The following is a 26,120-nucleotide window of genomic DNA, read 5'->3' on the forward strand; positions in this document are numbered from 1 at the left end:
CTCACCCCTTTCTCCAATCGACTTCTCCTCCCGGGTACAAGGTGGAATTGTAAAGCCGTTTCGGTTGCGGCAGCGGGCCAGGCGGCCGTGAGCCTTGAACAAGGCTTTCCCCCGAGGGGGAATCAAAGCTTTCAGAACCGGCGGCAAAAGCCCCGCTTAACTTCAGCGGTTCGCTCGCAAACAAAACGGCCAGTTCATCGTCATAAATGATCACCTGCTCCGTACCCCGTCCCAGCAGATCGCCATGCACCGCATACCCTTCATGGCCAAATTGGGCGACGATCCGCAGTTCCCCGTCATAAAGGGCCGGGAATACGCCTCCGCCGCGGCGGTACGCCAAAATATAGTCCGGCGCTCCCGGATACCAGCCGCTTAACGTTTCGGCGATCGTCAGCCAGCCGCTGGTTTGCCGCTCCTCTTTCCATAATTCCCGGCCTTCGCCGTCCAGCATAAACAAGGCGTCCTTGCCTTTTAAGCCTTTGCCGTCGTCCTCCCGGACCATACGGTCCAATCCGGCAACCTGCAGGCCGGGCAGGTCGCTTCTGAACTTGCCGAGCGCAATGTGCTGCGACTCGATCGAGCCATCGTACCGCCACAGCTCTTTGCCGTCCCGGCTGTACATCACCGTCACGCTGCCGCCGATCACCAGTTCGGGAGCCCCGTCGCCGTTCACGTCCCCGACCCAAATGCAGTCGGCGTGATCCTCCAAATCCCGGCAGCTCCACAACACATGGCCTTGGTGATCCAGCAAATCGTACCCCGCCATCACCTCATCGTATCCGTCCCCGTTCAAGTCGCAAGCCCAAGGGTAATGCCCCGTGTTCCCCTTATGCGTCCACAGCAGCTCAAAATCATGGTTCAGCGCCCATATGCGCCGGTAACGGTCTTTCAAAAGAATATCGGCAGCCCGCTCCCCGCCGCTCAAATTGGCGATAACGATACAGTCATGCGCTTCGGGGTCCGGCAAATCGTAAACCCTTTTCACCGAACCGTCCTCTCCGGCCAGCATATAAAATCGCCCATTCATCACGCACAGCACTTCCAACTTGCCGTCCCCATCCAAATCATAAATTTGGACCGGATAATCCGAACCCTGACTGCCCGCCCCGGGATCGGGTTTGCCGTGCTGCCACAGCAGCCTCCCGTCCAGGTTAAACGCCGTCAGGCACTGCACCTGGTGGGGGATATACCGCACATCCTGGCGATTGTCGGGCTGGACGAGCAGCAGCTCCATCCGGCCGTCGCCGTTTAAATCGCCCAGCAGCATTTTACAGCGCGGGCCGGCCGCCGAGATATCGATTCCGGCTAACCGGCAAGCCTCTGGACAGGCCGCTTTCTCCTCGCCCTGCTTTTCTGCCTCCAAGCGTGTACACGACGCATTATCCACCGTACCCGCTCTCCCTGCATCCATCGCTCTCTGCTTCACAGGTTCCAGTCCCATCTCACTCTACCTCCGCTCCACGTTAAAAACCGCTCCTGCACAAATTTCCATCATACATCTCAATCACACATTTCCATGCACATTTCCATACACACTTCCATCGCAAGCTTACACTGCAAACTTACACCCAAACTTAAACCGCAAACTTACACCACAAATTCTCATCACAAGTTCCGGCTTAAACCCAAAACCACACTTGACAAACAATTTAGATAAAATCCATAACATCCAGGCTGTCTGAGAAACTCCAGTGAAAAATATAAGAGCAAAAAGTGTCCCTATTTCGGCAATATCACCCATTTTGAGTGCAATAGAGGTAATTTATGTCGCTATTTTCCAGATTCTTGAGGAAATGCCTGTGTCCCAGACCATTCATAGGAAAATAAGAACAAAAAATGCTGCTAATGAGGATGAACATGCTTGGCTGCGGATAATAAGTACATTAAGTGCCGCTATTTTGAACGGTTCAGCTGCGCTGCTGACGGTTGGCTGTTCAAGCAGCCGGCAGTTGGCTATTCCAGCCAGGCGACGGTTCGTTGTTCCAACAGCCGGTTGCCAGTTCCGATTTCCAGGTTGAGCCCAATTTCCCGCCACACACCCCGCCTCAAAGTTTCAGCATAGCTCCGCCTATCCACCACCAAGTACCTCAACAAACTTTCAGCGCAGCTCCACCAAGCCACCGCCAGGCACCTCAACAAACTTTCAGCACAGCTCCACCAAGCCACCGCCAGGCACCTCGACGATACCGCCATCGATGCTGAGCCAAACCGGGGACGCCCCAGGATTTTGCACAAACTCCCGCCCCGCGGAAAACCGCAGCCATTTGCAGGCCTTCATATAGTCGACGATTTCGATGTTGGTCGCGTACCAAACATCCTCCCGTTTGCCGGCCGTCTCGCAAAACCGCTCGATCAGTTCCCAGTTGTTGTCGTTATCGAATTCGTAGCTGTGCCCCCACACATACATCAAATACAAATATTGCGTTTTGTGCAGCCCGATGAAGGTTTGGGCATGCTCCAACAAGCGATCCTTATGGTGGCAGGTCGCCTCCCATTCCAGCCAATCCTCCGGCAATCCGAAGCCGCCGCGGGTCGTCTTCACCGTCCGCGCGTATTCGATCCCGAGATGCGGCAGCAGCTCCTTGATCTCCCGGCTGTAAGAGCCGTTCGGGTACGACATCCCCCGCACCGTCGTCCGAAACAGCCGCTCCAGGTTGCGGCGGTCCTCCATCACCTCATCGACGATCTGCACCATCGGGCAGCGGGCCATCGTCGGATGCCACACCGTGTGCGCGGAAACTTCATGTCCCCGGTACAGCGCCACCGCCTCCTCCGCCGTCAGGCGATCTTTATCCCCGAGCAGACCGGAATTGAGGTGAAACGTCCCGCGAATTCCATGGCGATTGAAAATGCCGACCAGCCTCTCATCCGCCCTTCGCCCGTCATCGTAGCTCATCGTCAGCGCCTTGTGCTTCCCTCCCGGAAAGCAAAAATAAATGTTCGGCATCCTCATGCCTTCATCCGCCCCCTGGCTCATTGTTCGTTATGTTGCCGCGTTAGCAGACTCATCCGTGATTTGCTCCGGCAAAAACTGATCGATCAACTCCAAGCTAATGATCGCATTAAGTGACCACTGCGAAGCCTCGTTCGTATTCATCCAGTCCACTTCCAGCACTTCTTCCGCATGCAGCGCCGGAACCTCCGCCCGGCTCAGATCGACGCGCCCGAAGTCATTTTCCAGCAAAATCGACCAGCACAACGCCGCCGTCGCCGCGTCATTGTGGTAATACGCCCCGTAAGCGGCGATCGCGACGCTCAGCACCGGGTGCTCAAACCGCAGGCGGCCGCCGCCGACCGCCCCGCCGGTGCGAGCCAGCTTTTCCTCGGGCGGCAAATTGTAAAACAGGCCGAACTCCGCCAGCATTTCCTCCCACTCCGGGTCCTCCAGCATCCCGGCCAACTCGAACCATACCTGCGGGCCGCCCATGCAAATCGCCAAATGCCGTCCCCAATTGTCGTCGCCCATGCCGGTCAGCACGCCGGTCCGCGGGTCGTACCCGTAGGTTGGTCCGGAAATGAGCCGAAAGTTGGCCGCTTTCAGGCAGCCTATCCCCGTGATGATCTTGTCGCGGTAGACTTCGTCCTCAAAGCGCTCCCAGCGGGTCATCCAGTTCGAGCTGAAAGCCGCCCAATCCGGCCCGACGCGGATATGCGTGGGGTGTTCGTCCTTCGGAAAATACGCCCTCATCGGATCCAACGTTACGGTAGAGTAATCGGCATCTTTCACCTCATCCATCATGTCCCCGATCCGCTCATCCGCAGTCAAATAATAGTAATACCGGTGCAGCCCGGCCATCGCGATCCGCGCCTCCTTGCAGCCGCAGCCCCAGTGAACGACGTTGTGGCGCGAGCCGAGTCCGGCGTATTCGCCGAAATGGTACGCGTCCACCTCGCTCGTATGCCGGGTCATCGCCTCCGCCATCCTGAACACGTCTTCCCGCCCCGTGCGGAGAAACGTAAGCCACAGCCACATATTCGGAGCGAGTTCGGTATTTTGCCAGGCGCAGCCGCCGAGATCGTAATTCCACACATGCCGGACCGGGTCATAACTATGCATAACATCACCGTAATCCCAAAAGCCGTACCATTTCCGCTGCTCGATCTCCCGCCGGTAAAAAGCGATGATCCCGTCAAGACGGTCCTCGAGATAAGCTTTGGCCGGCGTGCTCCGATCGGGCAGGCTCCATATGCCGAACGCGCCCGCCGCGTAAGTATACTCCGGCCCGCAAACAAGCCGGGAAGGCGCGCCGGCCTCGCGCGTCATACGGGCAAGCGCTTCAGGCTCCGGCGTCCCCCCGGTGCACCACACCGTCAGTTCGCTCGTGTTGGCGATGCCGTAGGGCGTGGCCCGCAGCTCCTCGGCGCCCTCATACGAAGACTCCACATGCGTTTTCGTATCGTAATGCCGCAGATCCATGGCCCCCGCATCCGGCGACCAGAACCAGACGGTGAAGTTCGCCTCCTCTCCGGCCATGCTGGAGACCTCCATCGCGGAAGGATGCTTTTGCCAAAAGTCTTTAAGTCCAACGGCAAGTCCGCCACCCTCGCTCCCGGCATATCCCAAACCGCCGGCCCGCCGGCCGTCCGCCGCCTTCACCCAGCTGCAGCCTGCCCCGGTCCTCTTGGCGATGCGGTAGTGCTCGGAAGAGTCCTGCACCAGCTTAAAGGCGTCCCAGGTCGCCGAGTCGTCCAGCAGGCCGAGGAAATAAGCGTCCTGCTCCGGGTCAAACGCGATCGCCCGCCCCGCCGTCTGCTCCGCAAACAGCTCGCGGTAACGCCCCTTCGTGCGGCGCGTATGCAGCGTTTTCGGCGACTCGCTGAACAGGCCGCGTCCGCCGGCGAAACGCACATGCCGGTTGTACAGCGGCCCGCGCATCGGCAGGGCAAAGGAAATGCCCAGCCCTTTGATGAAGTCCTGATGCGGGTTGCCATCATAATGGAACGTATAGACGAAGCGGATCGACTCCAGCCCGGCATAAAAATACAACCGCAGCGTGAACGGAAGCCACTCCCTGCTCCCGCCGGACGCCGCCGCATGCCGCCCCTCCAGCTTCACCACCGCGCGGACCGGACCGGCCTGCTCCACCTTGGCCCGGTGAATGCGGCCGGCGAACGGCTCTTCACGCCGGGCGCGCACCCCGCTTGCGGCGCTTTCCGCTTCGCGGAGGCAGACGAGTGTTCCTCCGCTGCACAGCTCCGCCCCGCCCCGCATGATGCTGCCGATCACCTTTTGGCCCCGCGTGCCGATCAGGCATGTGATAGCTCCCGTATCTACGCGGATTGCATCCTCCAGCTCTTCGACAGACAGCGCGCTGCCTGCCGCTAAGGCAGGGTGCTGTCCATCCGGGTTCAGCCGCTCGGCGGTACCGCCCAAAGGGGAACCTCCCGCCGCCAATGCCGTGTCCCTCACACTTCCGCCCTTTCCGAACACCGCCGCATGGGCGGTCCATTTCACGCTTCCGTCCGGCCAGAAGGCCGTGGGCCAGCTTTGCAGGGGTACAAGCTCTTCGTCAGGGATCACGTCCGGGATCAGCTCCCCCCACGCCGCATGTGCCCGGACCAGCACAGCTCCCGGGGCAACGCCCGGCACCGGCAAGCCAACCATGCTACCCGCGGTACCGCCCGTGGTGCAGCCTGCGTTGTCCAAACTGCCCGCACATCCTCCCCCCGCAGACTCGGCAAGCCTGGAGGGCTCGGTAGGCACGGTAGACCCGCTAGACACGACAGACTCGTTGGACTCGGCAAACACGGCTGGCCTGCCAGACCCGGCAGTCTCAGTAGAGCGGCTATGCCCGTCGGACCCGGTAGACCCAGCAGACACGCCAAACCAGCCGGACACGATAGACTCGTTGGACTCGGCAAACACGGCTGGCCTGCCAGACCCGGCAGTCTCAGTAGAGCGGCTGTGCCCGTCGGACCCGGTAGACCCAGTAGACACGCCAAACCCGCCGGACACGACAGACTCGTTGGACTCGGCAAACACCGCTGGCCTGCCAGACCCGGCAGTCTCAGCGGATCGGCCGAGCCCGCCGTACCCGTCGGACCTGCCAACCCAGCCCAGCCTAAGCCCCGGCACCTCCTCCCGGGCGAGCGCGCCTTTTTTCCAGGGGACGCCCCAGGTGATACCGACAGGCAGTTCCGGTTCGCCCCGCTCGCTTAGCCACCGCAAATGGACCGGCCCCGCTTCAGACAAACCTCCAGGCAAAGCTCCAGACACGGCAATCATCTCCTTTTCTGGTATGTGCCCTGATTGTAGGCACAAGCCGGTTTGCCGGCAATGAGACATTTTTGCCCGCGCTTCCCCTGTCCCCGGCCCGCCGGAATGAGCTGGATTGCACATTTTTATTCGCTTTGGACTTTGTTGCGCCCCCGGAATTCCACCGTTTTACGACTAGCGTTGCACGTAACTATTCTAACGGTTGCCACAGCCGCTATTTGCTCCAATATCCCTGTTTTCAAATTCTAACGGTTGCCATAGTGCTTATTTAGCTAAAACCCGGCTATTTGGGCTCTGATTTGAGCAAATAACAGCGCTCACAACCGTTAAAATTTAGAAAGGGTCTTTTTTGGCAAAATAGCCACTAATACAACCGTTAGATTTTGGCGTGATCTCAAATGGAATAGCGGGCAAGGTGTACCTGAGATTTTGTGTAGGCGCTAATGCAACACCAGTGTAGAAAGCGCCTTTTTTCGTAAAATAGCAGTGCTAGCAACCGTTAGATTCTCTGGCGGGCGACAATATCGCTTCGAAAACCTGAGCCATTGCGGAAATCCGGAAAGTATCAGGGCTACAACTTGTCTTATGCAAAAGTTTATGCAACGCTAGTGCCGTTTTACTGGCTAAGCTCGCGGTACCGGGTCGGCGTCATCCCTTCCAGCTTCTTGAAAATCCGGTTGAAATAGCTGTGCTGGTACCCAACCTGCTGGGCCACATCGCAAATCCTTAGGCCCGTGTCGCGCAGCAGCTCCTTAGCTTTCTCCATCCGCAACTCGGTCAAATAATCGATGAAATTGTGGCCCGTCACCTGCTTAAACGATTTGCTCAGAAAAAACGGGTTCGTGCCGATGTGATCGGCGCAGCTGTCGAGCGAAATGTCCTTCATGTAGTTTTGCTGCAAATAAATCATCGCCTGCTCGATCAGCAGCTTGACCCCCGCGTTTGCACGGAGGGACAGCTCTTTGAGATAGGGGGCGAGCACTTTTTCCCGGAACCAGGTCAGGATCAGCTCCGGCTCGCGGATTTGCGAAAGCGCCTCGTACAGATTGACACCTTTAAACAGGCGGTTCGGATGAATGCCGGACTGCATGATGGCGTGCTGGATATGGCCGAGCAGTTGCAGCATCCCCTGCTGCACGTCGATCGTCTTGGCGCCTCTTGCGCTCAAGGCGGCGAGGAATTCGCCCAGCAGCCGGTACGCGTCTTCCTCCTGGCCGGTGCGCATCGCCTGAATCAGCTCCCGCTCGAGCGTAAACGAATAGGCCGGCTCTCCCTCCTCGGCCCCTTCGCGGTCCAGCTTCTCCATCTCGATGATCTGGTTCTCCCCGTCAAATGGCCGGTAGCTGGCGGCCTGCCGTACTCCCTCAAACGCGAACGGAATGTCCGTAACCTGGGTCACGGCCCGGCTAACCGCCACTGTGACGCGCATCTTCAAGAACAGGTTCACCGTCCGGATCAACTCTTCGCTAAAAGCTTGAACTTCTGGCATGTAGGACGTTTCGTTCGGTACCATCAGCACAATCCCGGTCGATAAATTGTGAAAATGAATCGTATCGCACTGGCTGAAGCGCTGCGCGGCGAGCTCGCTGATGATGTTCGCCGCCGCGTAGGATACGAGTCCTTCGTCGCCGTTTTTGAATTTCCCGCCCAAGCTCGTGATGCCCGTCAGCTGGACATACAGCAAAACAAAGCGGCGGTTCTCCACCTCCCATTTAAAACGCTCCATCCGGCCGCGCAGCTCCTGCTCGGAATAGGCGTATAAATGACCGTGCAGCAGCTGGTGAAGAAAGCTCTCCTTCACATGGGGAAGCTGCTCCGCCAGCTTCCGCTGCAGGTCGTGGCTCTCCCAGTGCAAGTTCAGCCACTGCCGCTCGATCAGCGCAAATTCGTCGTCCTCCTGGCCCTCCACCGCCGCATGCTCCGGCAGCAGCGTCTTGAACAGCCGCCGGATCGGCGAGTACATCCGCCTGGACGCCAGCCAGGACAGCAGCGCGGCCAACACCAAGGCACTGAAGCTCACGATAAAAATCAGCTTGGATACAAACATCACCGGCGCCGTGATGCTGGAAATCGGTGAAGCGGAGACATACACCCATTCATTGGCGATCCGGGAAAACGCGCCGTACGTGACGGCATAGGTTTTCCCCTCCCACTCTAAGACAAAAGAAGCTTTATCGGCGCTTCCCCGCTCGCGGATTTCGGCCCGCAGCCGCTTCACGAACGGCGAATCCGGCGCGCTTCCGCCAGCCGAAGCGAACAGCCCGCCTGTCGTTTGGGCCAAAAACGTCTCCCCCACGTTATAAGGCGTCATCGTTTTCAGCATATCCGCCACTTTCCCGGTGTCCATCCGAATCAGCAGCGCCCCAAACGGCTCCTGGCTGCCGCCGGGGATGTGGTGCACCAGCGTCAGCTCCTTTTCGCCGGGGCGGCTCGGGTCAAAGGCCCACTCCGTCCAATAGGTGCTCTGCCGCGTCCCGACCAGCTTGTCGTACAAGCCGGTCACCGCCGCGGACTTGATCTCCCCGTATTCGGGGTCAAACAGGATTGGCTCATTCCCTCCTAAATACAGCTCCACCTGCTTGATCATCGTATTGGAGCCCTGCATGACGACCAGCGTTTTCGTAATGTCCCGCGCCCGCTCGAAATCGATGGTGAAGTCTAGTCCGTTCAGACTGTAATCGAATTTCGGATCAAACGCCCAATGGGACAACATCAGCTCCAAATTGGCCAGCTGCTCGTCGATATTGCGGGCCCGCTGCTCGATTTGCCGGTGATGCATCTGCAGCAGCTCGTTTTCCAGCCGCCCGCCGATCATGCCGTAGACGAGCGCCCCGGTGATGATTCCCGGAATGGCCGAAACCACCAGCATCAGGATCAGGTTTTTGCGGTAATACCGCCCTTTCCCCATTTTCATTTCCTCACCAACCGAAATAAGATATACCCAAAATGTAAACGCATACACGATAAATTGCAATGCACGTTACATGTTTTGGGAATATAAGTGCGGGAAGCTGCCCGCAAAGGCTCGTCACGAACCTTGGGGGCAGCCGCTATCCACGCCTTCATCCGATGATCTTTTTGCGGTGAGCTTGATGCGCTTACGGGTTCTCCTTGCTGTAAAGCTCGTTCATTTCCTTGACGAGATCGTCTCCGCCGGACTTTTTCCACAGCTCGAAGGCCGACTTCAACCCGGCCTCGTCGATCTGGCCGACGATAAACTTGATGCGGGCGTCATTGATGATGTTGTCGAGCTGCTGGCCCTTTTGCGAATATACCGTGGAAATGAACGGCTCCGCCGGGTTGGAAACAATGTACTGCTCGTTCGCCTTTTGCACCTCCGCCTGCTTCACGCGCAGCGGCGTCTGCTTCACCTGTTTGGAACGATCCTCGGGAATAAACGCGAGCATCTGGTTCAAACCTTCAACTTCCGATTCCAGCTTCGCCGTATCCTTGATCGGTTCGATGTAATCATTCACCAGGTTGTAGTGGGCGCCTTCCAGACCGAAGTTAAGCATCGTCTGCATCTCCGGTTCGTTCAGTTGATCCAGAAAAGCGAGCACCCGCTTCAGTTCCGCTTCGGTTTTAACCGACGATTTCGGGATCGCCAAAATGCCGGAATACCCGGAGGTCGGTAAAGTACGGAGCTGGCCGTCCGTGCCCGTGACGCCGCCCGTCACGTCGATATAATGCTTCTCCGGCTCGTCTTTGCCCTCCTTGGCCAGCGCGGCGTGGATTTTGTCGTCAATCCGCGCGCCGACGTCCACAACGTCGACGATGACGCCCGCTTTATTGTTGACCACCGGGTCGACCCATTTGGCGCTGTCCATGACGGCAAAGTCGGAGTTGATCAGCTTTTCGTCGTACAGCTTTTTCATAAATTTCAGCGCTTCCAGATATTCGGGGTATTCGTGCTCGGGGACGAGCTGGCCGTCCTTTCCCCCCCACTTGTTCGGCGCGCCGAACCACAATTTTATGGTGTCGAAGCCGCTGGCCCACTGCCCCGTCCATTTGACCAGAACCATGCCGTACGTGTCGTCTTTTCCATTCCCGTCCGGGTCTTGCTCTTTGAAGGCCTTCAGCATATTGTAAAAATCGTCAATCGTTTGCGGTGTCTGCAGCCCGACCTTATCGAGCCAATCCTTGCGGAACGCGATTCCGTTGCGCCCGAGCACCCGTCCGCGGTAGAGCCCATAGTTCTTGCCTTCGATGGACGAGTTTTTCATGATGACCGGGTTCGCCCCGCTCAGGTTTTTATAGTCCTTGAGATAAGGCCCCAACTCCCAAAACCCCCCGGATTTGGCCGCGCCCACAAAGCTTGGTCCCTTGACGTCCCCGACGTAAATGATGGTTGGCAGCTTGCCGGAAGCGAGGGTGATGTTGAACTTGTCGGCGTAGGAAGCGTTCGGCACCCACTCGAAATGGATCTGCGTGTTGGTCCGCTTTTCGATCTCTTCGACGACCGGACCGTCGTCCTTCGGATAGTTTGTTTTGAAAACCGGCAGCATGATCGACAATCTCAAGGGCCCTTCCGACGAGGCGTTCCCTCCCCCGCCTGAGGTGGCGGCCGGAGACGCTTCCGGTCCTCCGCTTCCGCCGTTCCCCCCGCATCCGGCGGCCGCGAACATCAGCGCCGCCGCCAGCGGCAAAGCGGCCCAGCGCTTCCAACTCAATTTTACAGTCATATACGTTTTGACCTCCTTTTAATGGTATGAGCCTGGTTCGGCATATATTGCAAAATCATCGGACCTTTCAAGAAAAGTCCATGAATTTACACAAAGGTTTTTCAATGATGCGGAATGTTGATGCGATGGCGGCAGCCGGTCAGCCTTTGATCGAACCGAGCAGCACCCCTTTGGCGAAATGCTTTTGCAGGAACGGGTACACGCACAGAATCGGAATCGTGCCGACGACGATCACGGCCATCTTGATCGATTGCTCCGGCGGCTGCACGAAGGTCGGGTCCATGGAGTTGATGTCCCCCGCCGCTTGGGACAGCATGACGATCTGGCGCAGCATCACCTGCAGCGGCCATTTCGCCGGATCGTTGATGTACAGCAGCGCCGAAAAAAAGTTGTTCCAGTGGCCGACGGCGTAAAACAACGTAAAAGTAGCCAGCACCGGCTTGGATAAGGGGAGCACGATGCGCCACAGCAAGCCCAGCTCGTTGCAGCCGTCGATTTTGGCGGCGTCCTCCAGCTCCGGGGGGAGCTCCTGGAAGAAATTTTTGACGATAATCAGGTTAAAAGCGCTGATCGCTCCGGGCAGGATAAGGGAGTTCAGCGTGTCCAGCAGCTGGAGATCGCGGATGACCAGGTACGTGGGAATCATGCCGCCGCCGAACAGCATCGTAAAAATGACCAGGTTCAGAATCAAGTTCCGGCCCATCAGGTTGCGCCGGGCCATTGGATAAGCCATCGTCACCGTGAAGAACAGATTGACGATCGTGCCGACCAAGGTGACATAGATGGACACCCCGATACTGCGGACGATCGTGTCCGTCGAAAAAATAAACTTGTACGCGTCCAAAGAAAACGTGCGCGGAATGAGAAACACGGCGCGTTTCGTAATTTCCGCATCGGTGGCGAAGGAGCCGGAGATGACGAAGATGAACGGCAGGATCGCCAGCAGCCCGAAGAGGCTGAGAAAGACGTAGTTGAACGCGTCAAATACCTTTTCGCCCGTGCTTTTGTATTGTTTGGCCATAAGCGTCCCTCCTTTTTAATAAAGTCCCGATTCTCCGGATTTTTTGGCCAGCCAGTTCGTGCCGAGCACGAGGGTGACGCCGATGACCGACTTAAACAAGCCGACGGCCGTACTGTAGCTGAACGCCCCCTGGGTGATCCCCAGCGTGTACACATACGTGTCGAACACTTCGGCCACCTCGCGGTTCAGTGCGTTCATCATGAGGTAAATTTGTTCGAAGCCGTTATCGAGAATCGTCCCCATGCGCAGGATCAGCAGGATGACGATCGTGCTGCGGATCGACGGCAGCGTAATATGCCACAGCTGACGCCAGCGGCTCGCCCCGTCGACAATGGCCGCCTCGTACTGCTCCACGTCCACCCCGGCCAGCGCCGCGAGGAAGATGATCGTCCCCCAGCCGCACTCCTTCCAAATCGTCTGCAAAATGATCAGGGGCCGGAACCAGTCCGGGCTGGACAGGAAATCGATCTTCTCACCTGTAAACGCATACAAAAATTCGTTAACCATGCCGCCCTCAGTCGTCAAAAACACGTAAGACAAACTGGCCACAATGACCATCGAAATAAAATGCGGAACGTAAATCATCGTCTGAATCGTCCGTTTGAAGAAGGACCGGCGGATTTCATTCAGGAGCAAGGCCAAAATGATCGGTGCCGGGAAGAAAAAGATCAGGTTGTAAAGCGACAGCACCAGCGTGTTGCGCAGCAGCATAAAAAAGTCGGGGTTCTGAAAAAAAACTCTGAAGTGCTCGAAGCCGACCCATTCGCTTTTCCAGAATCCGAGGAACGGCTGATAGTTTTTGAAAGCCAGCAGCACGCCCCACATCGGCACATATTTGAAAATGATAAAATACAGGACCCCGGGCGTCAGCAGCAGATACAGCCACTTGTCGCGCCTGAGGCGTCTCCATCTCGTTTCCCGTTTGCTTTGTAAAGGCGGTTGATTCATTCGGATGCTTGCCGCAGCCGTTTGCTTCACCCCGTTCACCTCCCAAGACGTTCTGCCGAATCGTCAAGCCGGCTTTGCCGCCATTTGGCTGCAGGCTGCTCCGCCGGTTTGCGACCGATGTAGTCTCATTATGAAGCGGCCCTTCCTTTCCGGCAATTGGACTTTCTTGAACGCGCCTGCCGCCTGGGGACGGTCCCATTTTTTCAAAAAAGTGCGAACCCGGCAAAAGATTGCTATTGCGCCGCCCCTGGCAACTGGCGCAGACTGACGGGGAGAGAAGCGGGCGGCTGACAGGGGGCTGAACGCACTACGGCGCGATATGCGGGTAGAAGGCGCTAGACCGGATTGCTAAACGCGGTGCGGCGCTGGGTAAGGAAGAGTATTACCGTCCAAGAGTATTGCCGCCCAGTTCCCGGTTATCGCCAGGTCCGCCCGACGTTCCCGCCGCCCAAGCGATTTTTTTCTAAAGAGGAGTGGATTTGATGATCAACGGCAAACTTTATCACGGCGCTGCCCTGTATCCCGAGCTGTGGAGCCGGGACGTGCTGATGCGGGATATCGCGGCCATGAAGGAGACCGGCATCAATGTCGTGCGGATGGGCGAATTCGCCTGGTCCGTGCTGGAGCCGGAGGAGGGGCGCATCGATGTCGGCTTTTTTGCGGAGGTGATCGGGCTGCTTTATGCGAACGGCATCGATACGGTGATGTGCACGCCGACTCCGGCGCCGCCGATCTGGATGAGCGACGGCCATCCGGAGCGGATGCACGTGAACGAACAAGGGATCGTCATGAACCATGGCGCTAGGCAGCACGTCTGCACGAACAACGCCCATTTCCGCGAGCGGGCCGCGATCATTACCGAACGGATCGCCCAGACCGTCGGCCGGCTGCCCGGAGTAATCGCCTGGCAGCTCGACAACGAGTTCAAGGCGCATGTCGCCGACTGTCTGTGCTCGTCCTGCAAGAAGCTGTGGCAGCGTTGGCTGGAGCGGCGCTACGGCACGATCGAAGCGCTGAACGCAGCGTGGGGAACCAACGTCTGGAGCCAGACGTACCGGCGTTTTGAGGAGGTGCCGCAGCCCGGCCCAACGCCGTTTCTGCACAACTCGTCGCTGCGCACGATGTACCGGCTGTTCACCATGGAACAAATCGCCGAATTTGCCGACGAGCAGGCGGCCATTATCCGCCGTTACTCCGCTGCGCCGATCACCCATAACAGCAACATTCCGTTTCATCTGGACAACGAAAGACTGTTCCGGAATCTCGACTTCGCCTCCTTCGATTCGTACGCCTCCCGGGAGAACGCCCACGCCTATTTGTTCAACTGCGATCTGTGGCGGAACTTGAAGCCGGGAAAGGCCTTTTGGGTGATGGAGACGAGCCCGTCGTTCGCCGCGTCGCTTGAGAGCTACGCCTCGCCGCACCCGATCGGGTACGTCAAGGCCGAAGCGGCGGCCGCCTACGCCCTGGGCGCGGGCGGGTTCTGCTACTGGCTGTGGCGGCAGCAGCGCACAGGCAGCGAGCAGCCGCACGGCTCCGTCGTCAGCGCCTGGGGCGAGCCGACGATCGGCTACCGCAGCGTGCTGGAAGCCGAGGCGGCGCGGCGGGAGCTGGAGCCGGTGTTGCTGGCGAGCCGGCCGGCGCGCGCCGAGGTCGCGATCACGTACTCCGACCGCGCCAAAGCTTTCCTGCAGACGGAGCCGCACCGGAAGCTGAATTACCGCGGGTTGATGAACGATTTTTACAAACGGATTTTAGCGCAGGGCCTTTATCGCGATGTCGTTCCCGAAGGCGGCGAGCTGACGGGGTATAAACTGCTGTTCACCCCTTTCCTGCCGTACGTGTCTTCGGAATTTTTACAGCGGGCGCTTAAATGGGTTGCCGAGGGCGGCATCTGGGTGGCCGGGCCGCTGACCGGCGGACGGACGGCGGAGCATACGATTCCGGCGGAGGCCGGTTTGGGCGAGCTGGAGGGTTGGGCCGGCGTCAAAACGGTGTACACGTATCCGATGGACGGGACCGGTTCGGTTGGGGAAGCTTTCGGCGTCACCGCCCCGCTTTCCCTGTGGAGCGCCGTCTTTGCGCCGGCCGGCCGGGAAACCGCCGTCGTCGGCACCATCGCCGCGGGCCTGACCCCCGGCCTCGCCTTCGCGACCGAACGCCGCCATGGGCGCGGCAAAATCGTCATGCTCGGCTCCCTGCCGTACGGCGAAGCGGGCGACCTGCTGCTGCAAAAGCTGATCGGGCATTATGCCGGCGAAGCGGGAGTTGCCCTGCAGAGCGACGTCACCCCCGGCACGCTTGTTGTCCCCAGAACCGGAGATGACGGCCATGATCTTTGGGTTATTATCAATATGGACGGCTTGGGAGGAACCGTCACCCTCCCCCGCGAAGGCCTGGATGCCGTCACCGGGCGCAAGACCGCCGCCGGGGCGTTCGCCGTTGCCGCGTATGAATGCCGGGTAATCCGTATGGAAAAGTGAAACCGCAACCGTCCAGAGACCGTATTAACCTCCGTAACCGCTGCATACATAATCCTGCAGACGAAAAAATGTTGAAGGAAGGTTGATATCATGTCCTTTTTTAAGAAAATGTTGGCCAGCGTGGGAATCGGGGCGGCGCGGATCAATACGGAGCTGGATACGTTGGAGGTCGCTGTCGGTGGGGAAATCGGCGGAACCGTCTATTTGGAGGGAGGACAGGCCGACCAGTCCATCGACAACATTTATCTGAAGCTAAAGACCCATTACATACGCGAGCAAGGCGACAGCAAGCTCAGGGAAACCGCCACGATCGCCAAATACCTGGTGACCCAGGGCTTCGAGCTGAAGGCCGGCGAGAGGAAGCAAATTCCGTTCCGCTTCAGGCTGCCGGACCGGATGCCGGTGACGCTGCGGAACGTACCGATCTGGATCGAAACCGGGCTCGACATCGACATGGGGGTCGATCCGAAGGACGAAGACCTGATCCACGTCGTACCGGACCGGAAAATGCGAACCGTGCTGGACGCGGTGGAGCTGCTCGGGTTCCGCCTGCGCGAAGTGACGAACGATTACGCTCCGAGGCTTGGCGGGGCCCTGCCGTTCGTGCAGGAGTTCGAATACGCGCCCGGAGGCAGATTCTACGGATACCTGGACGAGTTGGAAATCCTGTTTTTCCCGAAAGGCGATACGCTCGAGCTGATACTGCAGGTCGATCGCCGCGCCCGCGGCTTAAGCGGCTTGTTCGCCGAAGCGCTGGAGCTGGATGAGCGGTTTGTGCGGGTCCGGTTGTCCAGAGACGATCTCCTTCGCGGTCCGCAATCGGTAGCCGCCCAGTTGGAAGCGGTCATTGCAAGACATATTTAAAGCATTTATCGCCCCAGGGGTTCGGGCCGCCGCAAGGGATGATATAAAGGAAAAAAGCGCCGTTATTTCGGCGTTATCCCCATCCCCCGTTTTGAGGAGCCTGGACCGCGTTTGGCGGCAGTTGCAGAGCTGATTTTTGTTACGGCATCAGACGGCAGCTGCTCCCGAATTCCATGAAATGCAAATGTGCATGCGGTTTTCGTCGAAATGGCCCGAATATGACCCGTCAAATGCAAAAGTGCAGGCCAGTATCGCCATGTTGAGCAAATTTGTTTCTACGGGCCATTTTCAACTGCACTTTTGCATCTCATCGCACTAATGGCCGGAATTCGGCTCATTTCAAATGCACTTTTGCAATTGGCCCGGTTAAGCGGCCGTTCCCTCGGCAAGTTGCGCTGCCTTCAACGACTCAAAAAAGGACTTGGAGCTCAGCTCCAAGTCCTTCCTTATTGGTCCGGCGCCACGCCGTCCGCCCCTTCAGCCCGGCAGCTTCAGCTGCTTGCTGCGCAGCTGGCCGCATGCCGCGTCGATGTCGGTGCCGTGCTCCAGCCGGATGCTGCAGCTGACGCCTTGTTTTTTCAGCACATCGTAAAAAGCCAGCACCGATTCCTGGGCGCTTCTTTGATACTGGGCGTGTTCGTCCACCGGATTGTACGGGATCAGATTGACGTTGACGAGCCGATCGCCCATTAGTTCCGCCAGCTCCAAAGCGTGCTCTTTGCCGTCGTTCACGTCCTTCAGCAAAATGTACTCGATCGTGATCCGCCGGTTCGTTTTCTCCAGGTAGTAGTCGATCGCCGCCAGCAGCTTCTCGATCGGAATCGCCCGGTTGATCTTCATGATCCGGGTGCGCAGATCGTTGTTCGGCGCGTGCAGGGATACCGCCAGATTAACCTGCAGGTCGGAGTCGGCGAATTCGATGATTTTGTCCGCCAGCCCGCTCGTCGATACGGTGATATGCCGCGGCCCGATGGCCAGCCCTTTCGGATCCTGGATGACGCGCAGAAAATCGGCCATATTGTCGTAGTTGTCGAACGGCTCGCCGATCCCCATGACCACGATATGGGTGACCTTCTCCCCCCGGCCCTTGCGGTCCAGGTGAAGCTGCACCTTCATGACCTGTTCCACGATCTCCCCGCTCGTCAGGTCGCGGCTTTTCTTGAGCAGTCCGCTGGCGCAGAAGCTGCAGCCGATATTGCAGCCGACCTGGGTCGTCACGCATACCGATAGGCCGAATTTATGGCGCATCAGCACCGTTTCGATCAGATTCCCGTCCTGCAATTGGAACAAAAACTTGATCGTGCCGTCGACGGATTCCTGCCGGGTATGTTCTTTCAGCGTTTCGACCGCAAAATGCTCGGCAAGCACCGCCCGGCACTCGGCGTTTACATCGTCCATCGCCTGAAAATCGGTGACCCGCTGCCGGTACAGCCAATCCCAAACCCGTTCGGCCCGCCCCTTTTTATGTCCATGATCCAGCAGCCAGGCGGCGAGCCGGTCCTTGGTCAAACCATATATCGAATATCGTTGATTCATCGTAATATCCTCGATCCTCTTTCGCTATATTTTAAAATTTTAGAAGTTGACCTTCACCTATTTTAACACATGTTCGAGGATATTCCGCCCTATGGTTGATTTTGACTGCCAAGACCGTCCCGCCGCCGCAGAAACCGGCCGATCCGCTCGGCCGCCTCGGCAAGCCGGCCGGAAGGCTGCACAAGCGCGATCCGCACGTACCCTTCCCCTTGACGGCCAAACGCATCGCCCGGCACCACCGCCACGCCCGCCTGCTCGATCAGCGCGAACGCCAGCTCGCGCGAAGTCCAGCCCGCCGGGATTGGGGCCCACACAAACATCGTGGCCGGGGACTTCGCCACCTGCCAGCCTACCTTCGCCAGCCCGGAAATCAGCGTATCCCTGCGCGCTTCATACTCTTTCACCTGGGCCTCAAGCAAACGATCGTCCGCCATCAGCGCGGCCGCGGCGGCCTGTTGAACCGGAAGAAAAACGCCGTAATCGATGTTCGATTTCAGCGTGCCGAGCGCCCGCAAAACTCCAGGGTGACCGACGGCATAGCCGATCCGGCAGCCGGCCATATTAAACGTTTTGGACAGCGAGTTGAACTCGATGCCCACTTCCCTGGCACCGGGAACCGCCATAAAGCTTAGCCGGGGGCGCCCGTCGAAAATCAGTTCGGAATAAGCGAAATCATGGACGATCAAAATGTTATGCCGCTTCGCAAACCGGATGGCTTCCTCGAAAAAAGAAACGTCCGCCATGGCCGGCACCGGGTTGCCGGGATAGCTGAGAATCATCATTTTCGTCCGCGCCACAATTTCACCCGGAACCTGATCCAACCGCGGCAGATACCCGTTTTCCTCGCGAAGCGGCAGCGGATACACCTGGCCCCCGGCCAGTACCACCCCCGCCTCGTAAATCGGATAACCCGGGTCCGGAATCAATACGTAATCCCCGGGATTGACGACCGCCAAAGCCAAATGGGCAAGCCCGTCCTGCGAACCCATCGTTTGGAGCACCTCTTGCTCCGGATCGAGCTCCACTCCGTACCGCCTGCGGTAAAAATGACTCACCGCTTCATGAAACTCCCGGGTCCCCCCCAGGGCATATCCGTAGTTTTCCGCATGCTGCGCCGAGGCCGCAAGTTTCTCCGCGACCAGCGGCGGCGGCGGAAGATCGGGGCTGCCCACGCTCAGGTCGATAACTTCTATGCCCTGACGGGAAGCGGACCGTTTGCGCCGGGCCAATTCCGTAAATATGCCGGTGGCCATTTGCTGCACTTTATCCGATGGGGTAAATTCCATAGCCAAGCTCCTTCAGATTTTTAAACCATTATACCAATTACTCCGCCGAATTCGATACCGCCGATTCCTCCGGAGATCCTTGTTCCTTCACACCCTCCAGCCGGAGGGAAACCCGCTGATAGATGTAGGAAATGGCCAGCAGCACAACGCCAAACCCGAAAAAGGCGAGAATTTTGCTGCCCGTCGTCAGCAGCGACAGGTCGTACAGCAGCATTTTCCCGGTGGACAGCAGCGTCAGCCCCAGGCCGATCCGCCGGATGTACACGTATCTGTAGCGGAAGCCATAAACGATGTAACCGATCGCCAGCAGCAGGTACACCAGACTGAACCATAAACCGGCGTCTCCGAGCCGGAACTGCACGCTCAGGAAGGCGGTAATGACGGCAAACAGGTACGCCCCCATGATGACCGGGTACCATTCCGCGCTGCGGAAATCGCGGCGGATCGCCGTAAACAGCATGTCTTTGCCGCTAAAGAAAACGATAATATTAAAGGCGATCAGCACGATCAGCGCAATATACTCGGCCGCTCCGTTCCGGGCCGCGTCTTCCTGCAGCGCGGGCAGCGCCACCGTGACAATGAAACATATGAAATAGCTGATCGAATACAAGACCAGCGTATAAATTTTGACGAACCGGTCGTAAAGCAGCATGAACTTGGTTAACGCATAGGCCAGCACCATCGTCACCGCCGCGATGAGCAGCCATTTGTACAAAGCTTCATGGCTCATCGACGCCGGAACGAGCCGATCGTAGACGAAGCCCGCTTCATAAACCAAATACAGCCACAAATTGCACAGCGTGACGTATTTTACCCAGGAGATGAACGTGTGCTCCCAGCCAAGATAACGGCCGTTTTCCTCCGGGTTTCGGAAACGCAGCGCGTAATACAGCAGCAGCAACAGCGGCCCCAAAGAGATGGAGCTGTACTGCAGATTGAAATCCCCCGGGCGAACGACACCCACCAAATAGCGGATAAAATCCACCCAGAAGAACGCGCCCGCACAGAGCAGCACAATGCCCCATCCGGCGCGTTCCAGCGGCTTCAGGCGGCTGCGTCCGGCGAAGACGGCGAGGGCCATTCCCTCGAAAAGCCAGCCCATGGAGACCCAGCGGACATCGAGCTGGAACGGGATCATCAGAACCGCAAACGTCAGCGCCGTGGCGTAAAACAGGACGCGGATCGCCCGTTCCTGCGGCAGTTTCTTATGCGCAAACCGTCCCAATGCCGTGTAGACCAGGCAGAACAGCAGAGCCAGCAGCCCCCTGAATCCGGTCAGTTCCGCTTTGGCGATCAGACCGTACAAAGTCCCGCAGCTGACGACGGTATTCAGCGCAAGCAAAGCGAAGTCCCACCAGGTTAGCTTCGACTTGTGCCTGAACGGTATCCAAAGGGTGATGCCCAAATACATCAAAAAGATGCAAACGGCGTACAGCATGGCGATCCACGCCTGCTCCGCCAGCGCCGCCAGGGCGATCATGCACGGCGTATGAAGCAAAAAGCTGATATAGGTGACGGCAGGCCACCGTTTCCGGAACGAAACGAGCAGAATCAAGCCGTTGAGCAGCAGCAAATACCCCATGCCCGCATAAACGGCGGCGCCCTCAAGTCCAAACGCGCTTATGTATGATAGCAAGGGCAGATAACCGCCGATCAGTCCCAGGGAACAAATCGTCCGCGACCTGTACCTGAGCGACAAAAACACGGCCGCCGCCGTAATCAGGACGCATACGGCAAACCCGGCATACATGCCGATGATGTGCAGGAGAAAATAGCTGTAAAAAACCGAGCCGTACAATACCGAAATCCCGCCGCCGAGCAATCCTAAGGCGAAAATCTTTTTCCCTTTGCGGAACAGCCATTCCCCGCCCGCGATCATCAGCGTCCCGAGCAGGAAGAAAACCAGCCCCTTCATATACCCGCTGAACCAGGCCGTATAGGAATATTTGAACGCCGCGCCTACCCCCAGAACGATCAGCAAAATGCCGATCTTGTTGATCCAGTTCAAGCCGATCTTCATTTCGATCTGGTTTTGTTTCTTGCGGCGCTGTACCGTTTCCTCATCGACGCCTTCCGCGGCAAGCTTCTCGTACCCGGCCCAGGTCTCCTGGCGAATGCGATTCTCCTCTATCAGCAGCCGCTTCCGGTGCTCGGCCATGCGCTGTTCCAATTCCTCGTGAAATTGCTTCAAGCGGGCCTTGATTCCTTCTTGGTCGGCATCCAGTTGCCTGTCAGCCTGATGGATCAAATGATCGATTCTTTGTTTGGCGAAATTCTCCAGACTTTCAAGCCGGTTCCCTTGTCCGATCACCTTCTCCGAAAAATAGGTGTACAGCTTCTTCCTCGATAAGGCCAGCAATCCGAGCTTTTCATCCAACATCTGCTCGGAAAGCGCCCGGCGCAGCTCCCGGTTCTCGTGATCGAGCTGCCCCAGCCGTTCCTCCAGCCCGTCCGCCCGCCGCTTGAGCTCCTCGTATTGCCGGCGGAGCGCGCCGTTTTCGCGTATGTAATCATAGGATTCATATTCCTCGACCAACGCTTGGTATTCTTTAAGCATCCTGGCCTGATCCTCCTGGAGTTGAACCAGGCGATCCCTAAATTCCTTCATCGCAACCTCCAACCTGTTTCCGTCTGCAACCAAATGACTAGAGTGATAAAAAATCGACTTCCATTATACCTAATAAATTCCATTGTTAACCAGTGTAAAAAGACTCAAAACTGCAATGTCCCGTTAAGTCCGCTCCTTTGTTAACAAAGATCGGGCGCTCTGTTGAAACCGTGAAAACACTGGGACAATACAGTGGAATATGTTCGGCGGAGCGATTTGGCGGACGGTTCGGAGGTCAGTCCAGCCCGCTACTGGACTTAAGTCGGAAGCGAAATCTCGACGCGCGGCCAGTTCGGTTCCTCACGCGCTTCCCTTATACTGAATAGCGAAGTGCAATAAAGGAACGGAAAAACGCGAACGATTTTAGCAAAAAAGGCAGGTATAAACCATGAAGCAGGACATTAGCATCGTTATCCTGACCGCCGGTTACGGGAACGGTCATATTCAAGTGTCGCGAACGCTGCAGCAAGCCTTCGCCCGACTCGGCGCCGCATCGGCAAGCATTCTCGATTTGTATCGGGAAGCCCACCCCGGCATGAATTCCATTTCCCGTTATTTATATTTATACAGCCCTTTTTTCTCCAATTACGGTCTGGACTATTATGGCTGGTCGTATTACGCCACCCGGAATATCGAAGAGACCAGCGCTTTGGCCAAGTGGGCCGGGGTGCTCGGAATGAAAAAATTGATCTCCGTCCTGAAGGAACGAAAGGCGGACGCCATCGTAAGCACGTTCCCGTTCGGAGGAATTTCACATCAGCTGCAAAAGCACGGTATTCACATCCCGCTATTTACCGTAGTGACCGATTTCAGCCTGCACAGCCGCTGGCTGCATAACCGCCCGGACCGGTTTTATGTGGCCACCGATGACCTCAAGCAAGAAATGATCCGGCGGGGAGTACGGCCGGGAACGATTACCGTCAGCGGCATTCCGCTGCGGGAACCGTTTTACGAGCCGCCCTTTCCGGTGCCGCCGGACGCGCAGCGGCATCCCCGATCCATTCTTGTCATGATGGGCGCCTGCGTGCCTTTGCCGGATATTCAGCAGTTGACGGCAAGCCTGCTGTCTTTGCCGGACGTGCGGGTCGACATCGTATGCGGGGGGAACGACAAGCTGCGGCGGAAACTGGAGCGCCGGTTCGGCGGTCATCCCCGGCTGCGGCTGTTCGGGTTCGTGGACGCGGTCCACGACCGCATGCGGCGCGCCTCCTGCATCATTACGAAGGCCGGCGGCATCACTTTATCCGAAGCGATCCAAATTCGTACGCCGATCGTCGTTTACAAGCCGTTCTCCGGGCAGGAGCGGGAGAACGCCCTTTATCTGGAGCGAAAAGGCGCCGCGGCGGTGGCCAAACACGTGCGGCAGCTCCTCCCGCTGGTGAGCGAAATCCTCGACTCCGAAGCTACCCGGGACAAAATGATGCGGCAATGCGACGCGCTCGCCGCCGGGCATGCCGCCGATATGATCGTCAAGGACGTGCTGCGGCTGGTCCGCGGACTGCCCGCCGCGGAAAACCAATTCATAGTATAGGAGTTCGAAACGATGAAAAATTCCGCGCAAGGAGGATTTTGGAGCAAGCTGCCCCCTTCCTTTCTGCATTGCTCCGCTATTTTGTTCCTGACCGAAATGGCCCGCAGCGCTTTCCTGATTTCATTCCTGCCCGCCTATGCCAATGACCGGCATATCACGCTGGCGGCGGTCGGCGCGGCCGTGTCGATCCACTATTTGGCCGACACCCTGATCAAGGTCGTCGCAGGATACGTGCTTGACCGGTTTCCGGCGCGGCTCATCCTCAACGCATTTTTGCTGCTCGGACTGCTTGGGCTGTTCGTATCCTTCGGCATCAGCGCACCCTGGGCGATCATTGCCGGCTCCGGGCTGCTCGGGATAGGCGTGTCCCCGATCTGGCTGCTCTGCCTCTCGGAAATCCGGGAGGACCACCGGGGTTCGCAAATGGGCGCGGTATACACGGTTTGGCTCGTTTCGCTCGGCCTCGGGCCGGTTGCCGTTAATTTTCTGATCGACCGGAGCTACTCCTTGTCGTTCTGGCTGTTGGCCGGACTTTGGGCGGGAGGCTGGGCGCTGGCGGCCGTAAAGAGCGGCGTATTCCGGTCCAGGGATTTGATCCGAACCGTTCCTTTTAAGCAGCAGTTGCGGCAAATGCAGCAAAAGCTGTCGCAAATAAAACCGCTCGTACCCGGCATGATTTTGCAGACGCTGGCCGCCGGACTGCTGGTGCCCGTGCTGCCGAGCTTCGCTTCCGAATATCTGGCTTTGGATTATTCGGCATACTCGATCGTGCTGCTCGGCGGAGGGTTGATGACGGTGCTGCTTCTCATCCCCATGGGCCGCCTGGCCGACAAATGGGGCCACAAATGGCTGCTCGTCGCCGGCTTCGGCGCTTTGGCCGCCTGCCTTGGGCTGCTCGTTTATTCCCGGCAGATGATCAGCACGATGCTGCTGGCCCTGGGCTTCGGCGCGGCTTATGCCGCCGTGCTTCCCGCCTGGAACGCCATTCAGTCCTACTTCGTTCCCGCCGAGCAAAAAGCGACCGGCTGGGGGGTATTGTCCGGCATCGAAGGAATTGGCGTGATCATCGGGCCGATTTTAGGCGGGTGGGTTGCCGAAAGCTTCGGCGAAACGGCCACGGTCGGCGTCAGCGCTTTGCTGTTGTTCGGCATCATGCTGTTCTACTGGATCCGGCCGGTCCGGTACCAGGCCGGACAAATGCTTGAGCGCTACGGGCAAGAGCATTAAACCATCCGTTTAAGCGTGTGATAAACCGGAAATTTCCGGCGGATAGCGGGCTCGTTTGAATGTCCCGCGCGGGCGGGAAATTTTCAAACGGCACAGCACGAACACGTCCGTTATTTTTTTAAGGGAGTGGAGTGTTTTACATGAGGTATCGCTATTATGAGCGGCTGCGCGAATATGATAACCGGCTGTTTTTCTGGTGCAATCATAAGCTCAGCCATCCCGCGCTCGACCTGGTCTTGAAGGGAATCACCCATTTGGGCGGCGCGGCGTTTACGATTGCCGTCACCCTTGCGGTGATCCTGTTTGCGGCGGGACCTTGGCAAAAAGCGGGCTGGAAGAGCTTGTGCGCTCTGGCGCTCAGCCATCTGGCAGCCGTCCTGGTCAAAAGGACGTTTCAGCGGACGCGTCCCTACGCGGCGCTGCGGGGAGCCCGGATCTCGATCCGCCCGCTTAAGGATTACTCCTTTCCGTCCGGGCATACGACGGCCGCGTTTTCCGTCGCCGTTCCGTTTCTGTTCGCCGCCCCCGGCCTGGCTCAAATCCTGCTGCCGCTTGCGTTTATCGTCGGGATGTCGCGGATTTATCTGGGCGTTCATTATCCTTCGGACTGCCTCGCCGGCGGCCTGATCGGGGCGCTGACCGCGCTGCTTGTCGTGTTGCTCGCGGGAGCCGCTTGAATGAATAATACATGTTCATGTTCAAAAAAATTCATGTTCAACAGCCGGGATTTCCACCCGATTGAACAATTCTAATAAATCGTTTGGAAGGAGATAGTTGAAATGCGTCCGGTTCCGATAATCAAACGGGCCGTCCAATGGGGTTGGATGGGCTGGGAGCGGGTATTCGAGGCGTTTAGCCGCCTCCGCTCCAAATATGCCGGGGAATACGGCATCTGCAAAATGTTCGTCACGAAGTATCGCGGCAAGGGTATGTTGTGCGAGGATGGAACGTGGATTCATGACGGGGACTGGATCGGGGAACTGCATTTGGACAACCGGAAAATCCTCGCGCTGCTGCAGTCCCACGAAGCAAACCGGGTCGCGCTCATGATCGCCCGGTTGATGCGGGGCACCATGCGGCAGATTTGCGCGGAAATGGTGAAAAACCCGCAGCTGAGCCAAGTCAAGGCGCTGCAGGGCGTCACTTTGCTGCATCGCGGCATCACGCACGGGTTGGGCTTTGAAACGCATCAGATGGAAAGCAGCAGCTTCCGCGCGCTGACGACTTCGTATCTGCGTCTGCTGCTGACGGTGTTCCACCCGAGCAACCGCAGCCGTATCGTTCCCCACACGGAAAAGCTTGTGCCGATGCGGCTGGTGATGACCCGCTCGGCGCTGATCCGGCGGTTCTCCGGGCAGAATCCCGCCGTTTAGGAGGAAGCCCCGGCGGGGCCCCCGGCTAGGCTTCCGTCGCACCCTGCTTGCGTTCACGTCTACGTTCACATCTCCCGTCCACGTTAACCCCGGCGCTGCATCCCCAGCACGGGCTGATGCATCCCGAGGCGTTGCTGGTTCCGGCGAAACAGGGCATGATCGCCGCGGCGGGGGAGATCATCGTCGTGACCGACCACACCAAAATCGGCAAGCTGTCGCTGCACACGGTCGCGCCGAACAGCGCCATCCATACGCTGATTACCGGAACCGAAGCCTCCGAATATGACGTCAAGCCGTTCCAGGAGCGGGGAATTACCGTTTACCGGGTATAATCCCCCGCCCGC

18 protein-coding genes are annotated in these 26,120 nt (G+C 58.1%); 8 read left to right on the forward strand and 10 right to left on the reverse strand.

Features of this window, described 5'->3' with window-relative positions; genetic code table 11:
• Position 1: 1 nt before the first annotated feature.
• Positions 2-1,267, reverse strand: a complete 1,266-nt coding sequence (locus tag NYE69_RS00710; protein ID WP_340930224.1) for an FG-GAP-like repeat-containing protein — start codon at positions 1,265-1,267, stop codon at positions 2-4.
• A gap of 424 nt (positions 1,268-1,691) precedes the next feature.
• Here NYE69_RS00710 and NYE69_RS00715 point away from each other — a divergent pair, with 424 nt between their 5' ends.
• The gene (locus NYE69_RS00715) at positions 1,692-2,018 is read left to right on the forward strand and encodes a hypothetical protein (RefSeq protein WP_155619313.1); all 327 of its coding nucleotides are present in this window, start codon (positions 1,692-1,694) and stop codon (positions 2,016-2,018) included.
• Between the two features lie 125 nt (positions 2,019-2,143).
• Here NYE69_RS00715 and NYE69_RS00720 read toward each other — a convergent pair whose 3' ends face one another.
• The 6 genes from NYE69_RS00720 to NYE69_RS00745 form a co-directional block, all read right to left on the reverse strand.
• Positions 2,144-2,947, reverse strand: coding sequence for a polysaccharide deacetylase family protein (locus NYE69_RS00720; RefSeq protein WP_155619370.1), 804 nt, complete (start codon positions 2,945-2,947; stop codon positions 2,144-2,146).
• Positions 2,948-2,983: 36 nt separating this feature from the next.
• On the reverse strand, positions 2,984-6,217 hold the full coding sequence (locus NYE69_RS00725) for an exo-rhamnogalacturonan lyase family protein (protein ID WP_330164863.1): 3,234 nt from the start codon (positions 6,215-6,217) through the stop codon (positions 2,984-2,986).
• A 616-nt stretch (positions 6,218-6,833) separates the two neighbouring features.
• Positions 6,834-9,131: a helix-turn-helix domain-containing protein gene (locus NYE69_RS00730; RefSeq protein ID WP_155619312.1), complete on the reverse strand. Its 2,298-nt coding sequence runs from the start codon at positions 9,129-9,131 to the stop codon at positions 6,834-6,836.
• 184 nt (positions 9,132-9,315) lie between these two features.
• Complete coding sequence (locus tag NYE69_RS00735) at positions 9,316-10,899, reverse strand: extracellular solute-binding protein (protein WP_196427454.1); 1,584 nt, start codon at positions 10,897-10,899, stop codon at positions 9,316-9,318.
• Positions 10,900-11,038: 139 nt separating this feature from the next.
• Positions 11,039-11,920, reverse strand: a complete 882-nt coding sequence (locus NYE69_RS00740) for a carbohydrate ABC transporter permease (protein WP_036619001.1) — start codon at positions 11,918-11,920, stop codon at positions 11,039-11,041.
• Between the two features lie 15 nt (positions 11,921-11,935).
• The gene (locus NYE69_RS00745) at positions 11,936-12,868 is read right to left on the reverse strand and encodes an ABC transporter permease (RefSeq protein WP_155619368.1); all 933 of its coding nucleotides are present in this window, start codon (positions 12,866-12,868) and stop codon (positions 11,936-11,938) included.
• A 482-nt stretch (positions 12,869-13,350) separates the two neighbouring features.
• Between NYE69_RS00745 and NYE69_RS00750 the strand changes: the two genes are divergently transcribed.
• Positions 13,351-15,351 carry a beta-galactosidase gene (locus NYE69_RS00750; protein ID WP_155619311.1) on the forward strand — a complete coding sequence of 667 codons (2,001 nt, stop codon included), beginning with the start codon at positions 13,351-13,353 and terminating at the stop codon, positions 15,349-15,351.
• A gap of 90 nt (positions 15,352-15,441) precedes the next feature.
• On the forward strand, positions 15,442-16,215 hold the full coding sequence (locus NYE69_RS00755; protein ID WP_155619310.1) for a sporulation protein: 774 nt from the start codon (positions 15,442-15,444) through the stop codon (positions 16,213-16,215).
• Between the two features lie 477 nt (positions 16,216-16,692).
• Here NYE69_RS00755 and rlmN read toward each other — a convergent pair whose 3' ends face one another.
• The 3 genes from rlmN to NYE69_RS00770 all read right to left on the reverse strand — a co-directional run bounded on the left by rlmN (position 16,693) and on the right by NYE69_RS00770 (position 21,645).
• Positions 16,693-17,751: a 23S rRNA (adenine(2503)-C(2))-methyltransferase RlmN gene (rlmN, locus tag NYE69_RS00760; RefSeq protein ID WP_155619309.1), complete on the reverse strand. Its 1,059-nt coding sequence runs from the start codon at positions 17,749-17,751 to the stop codon at positions 16,693-16,695.
• Between the two features lie 89 nt (positions 17,752-17,840).
• The gene (locus NYE69_RS00765; RefSeq protein ID WP_155619308.1) at positions 17,841-19,037 is read right to left on the reverse strand and encodes an LL-diaminopimelate aminotransferase; all 1,197 of its coding nucleotides are present in this window, start codon (positions 19,035-19,037) and stop codon (positions 17,841-17,843) included.
• Positions 19,038-19,074: 37 nt separating this feature from the next.
• Positions 19,075-21,645: a DUF2339 domain-containing protein gene (locus tag NYE69_RS00770; protein ID WP_155619307.1), complete on the reverse strand. Its 2,571-nt coding sequence runs from the start codon at positions 21,643-21,645 to the stop codon at positions 19,075-19,077.
• A gap of 388 nt (positions 21,646-22,033) precedes the next feature.
• On the opposite strand from NYE69_RS00770, the gene NYE69_RS00775 reads away from it, so the two are divergent.
• The 5 genes from NYE69_RS00775 to NYE69_RS00795 all read left to right on the forward strand — a co-directional run bounded on the left by NYE69_RS00775 (position 22,034) and on the right by NYE69_RS00795 (position 26,108).
• A complete protein-coding gene (locus NYE69_RS00775) occupies positions 22,034-23,176 on the forward strand; it encodes an MGDG synthase family glycosyltransferase (protein ID WP_036618988.1) in 1,143 nt (380 codons plus the stop codon).
• Between the two features lie 12 nt (positions 23,177-23,188).
• A complete protein-coding gene (locus NYE69_RS00780; protein WP_051985202.1) occupies positions 23,189-24,403 on the forward strand; it encodes an MFS transporter in 1,215 nt (404 codons plus the stop codon).
• A 140-nt stretch (positions 24,404-24,543) separates the two neighbouring features.
• On the forward strand, positions 24,544-25,080 hold the full coding sequence (locus NYE69_RS00785) for a phosphatase PAP2 family protein (protein WP_340922815.1): 537 nt from the start codon (positions 24,544-24,546) through the stop codon (positions 25,078-25,080).
• A gap of 102 nt (positions 25,081-25,182) precedes the next feature.
• Entirely contained in the window at positions 25,183-25,776 is a 594-nt protein-coding gene (locus NYE69_RS00790) for a YkoP family protein (protein ID WP_328272195.1), read from the forward strand.
• Positions 25,777-25,823: 47 nt separating this feature from the next.
• The gene (locus tag NYE69_RS00795) at positions 25,824-26,108 is read left to right on the forward strand and encodes a hypothetical protein (RefSeq protein ID WP_412761736.1); all 285 of its coding nucleotides are present in this window, start codon (positions 25,824-25,826) and stop codon (positions 26,106-26,108) included.
• Positions 26,109-26,120 lie beyond the last annotated feature (12 nt).

It is taken from the genome of Paenibacillus sp. FSL R5-0527, from assembly GCF_038008055.1.
Lineage (GTDB): Bacteria > Bacillota > Bacilli > Paenibacillales > Paenibacillaceae > Fontibacillus > Fontibacillus macerans.

Excerpts from the sequence above, each read along its gene's own strand:
- NYE69_RS00790 (WP_328272195.1), top strand. The coding sequence starts at position 25,183 with ATGCGTCCGGTTCCGATAATCAAACGGGCCGTCCAATGGGGTTGGATG.
- NYE69_RS00710 (WP_340930224.1), bottom strand. The coding sequence starts at position 1,267 with ATGCTGCTGGGCGATTTAAACGGCGACGGCCGGATGGAGCTGCTGCTC.
- NYE69_RS00785 (WP_340922815.1), top strand. The coding sequence starts at position 24,544 with ATGAGGTATCGCTATTATGAGCGGCTGCGCGAATATGATAACCGGCTG.
- NYE69_RS00730 (WP_155619312.1), bottom strand. The coding sequence starts at position 9,131 with ATGAAAATGGGGAAAGGGCGGTATTACCGCAAAAACCTGATCCTGATG.
- NYE69_RS00740 (WP_036619001.1), bottom strand. The coding sequence starts at position 11,920 with ATGGCCAAACAATACAAAAGCACGGGCGAAAAGGTATTTGACGCGTTC.
- NYE69_RS00755 (WP_155619310.1), top strand. The coding sequence starts at position 15,442 with ATGTCCTTTTTTAAGAAAATGTTGGCCAGCGTGGGAATCGGGGCGGCG.
- NYE69_RS00780 (WP_051985202.1), top strand. The coding sequence starts at position 23,189 with ATGAAAAATTCCGCGCAAGGAGGATTTTGGAGCAAGCTGCCCCCTTCC.
- NYE69_RS00720 (WP_155619370.1), bottom strand. The coding sequence starts at position 2,947 with ATGCCGAACATTTATTTTTGCTTTCCGGGAGGGAAGCACAAGGCGCTG.
- NYE69_RS00770 (WP_155619307.1), bottom strand. The coding sequence starts at position 21,645 with ATGAAGGAATTTAGGGATCGCCTGGTTCAACTCCAGGAGGATCAGGCC.
- NYE69_RS00735 (WP_196427454.1), bottom strand. The coding sequence starts at position 10,899 with ATGACTGTAAAATTGAGTTGGAAGCGCTGGGCCGCTTTGCCGCTGGCG.
- NYE69_RS00775 (WP_036618988.1), top strand. The coding sequence starts at position 22,034 with ATGAAGCAGGACATTAGCATCGTTATCCTGACCGCCGGTTACGGGAAC.
- NYE69_RS00750 (WP_155619311.1), top strand. The coding sequence starts at position 13,351 with ATGATCAACGGCAAACTTTATCACGGCGCTGCCCTGTATCCCGAGCTG.
- NYE69_RS00745 (WP_155619368.1), bottom strand. The coding sequence starts at position 12,868 with ATGAATCAACCGCCTTTACAAAGCAAACGGGAAACGAGATGGAGACGC.
- NYE69_RS00765 (WP_155619308.1), bottom strand. The coding sequence starts at position 19,037 with ATGGAATTTACCCCATCGGATAAAGTGCAGCAAATGGCCACCGGCATA.
- rlmN (WP_155619309.1), bottom strand. The coding sequence starts at position 17,751 with ATGAATCAACGATATTCGATATATGGTTTGACCAAGGACCGGCTCGCC.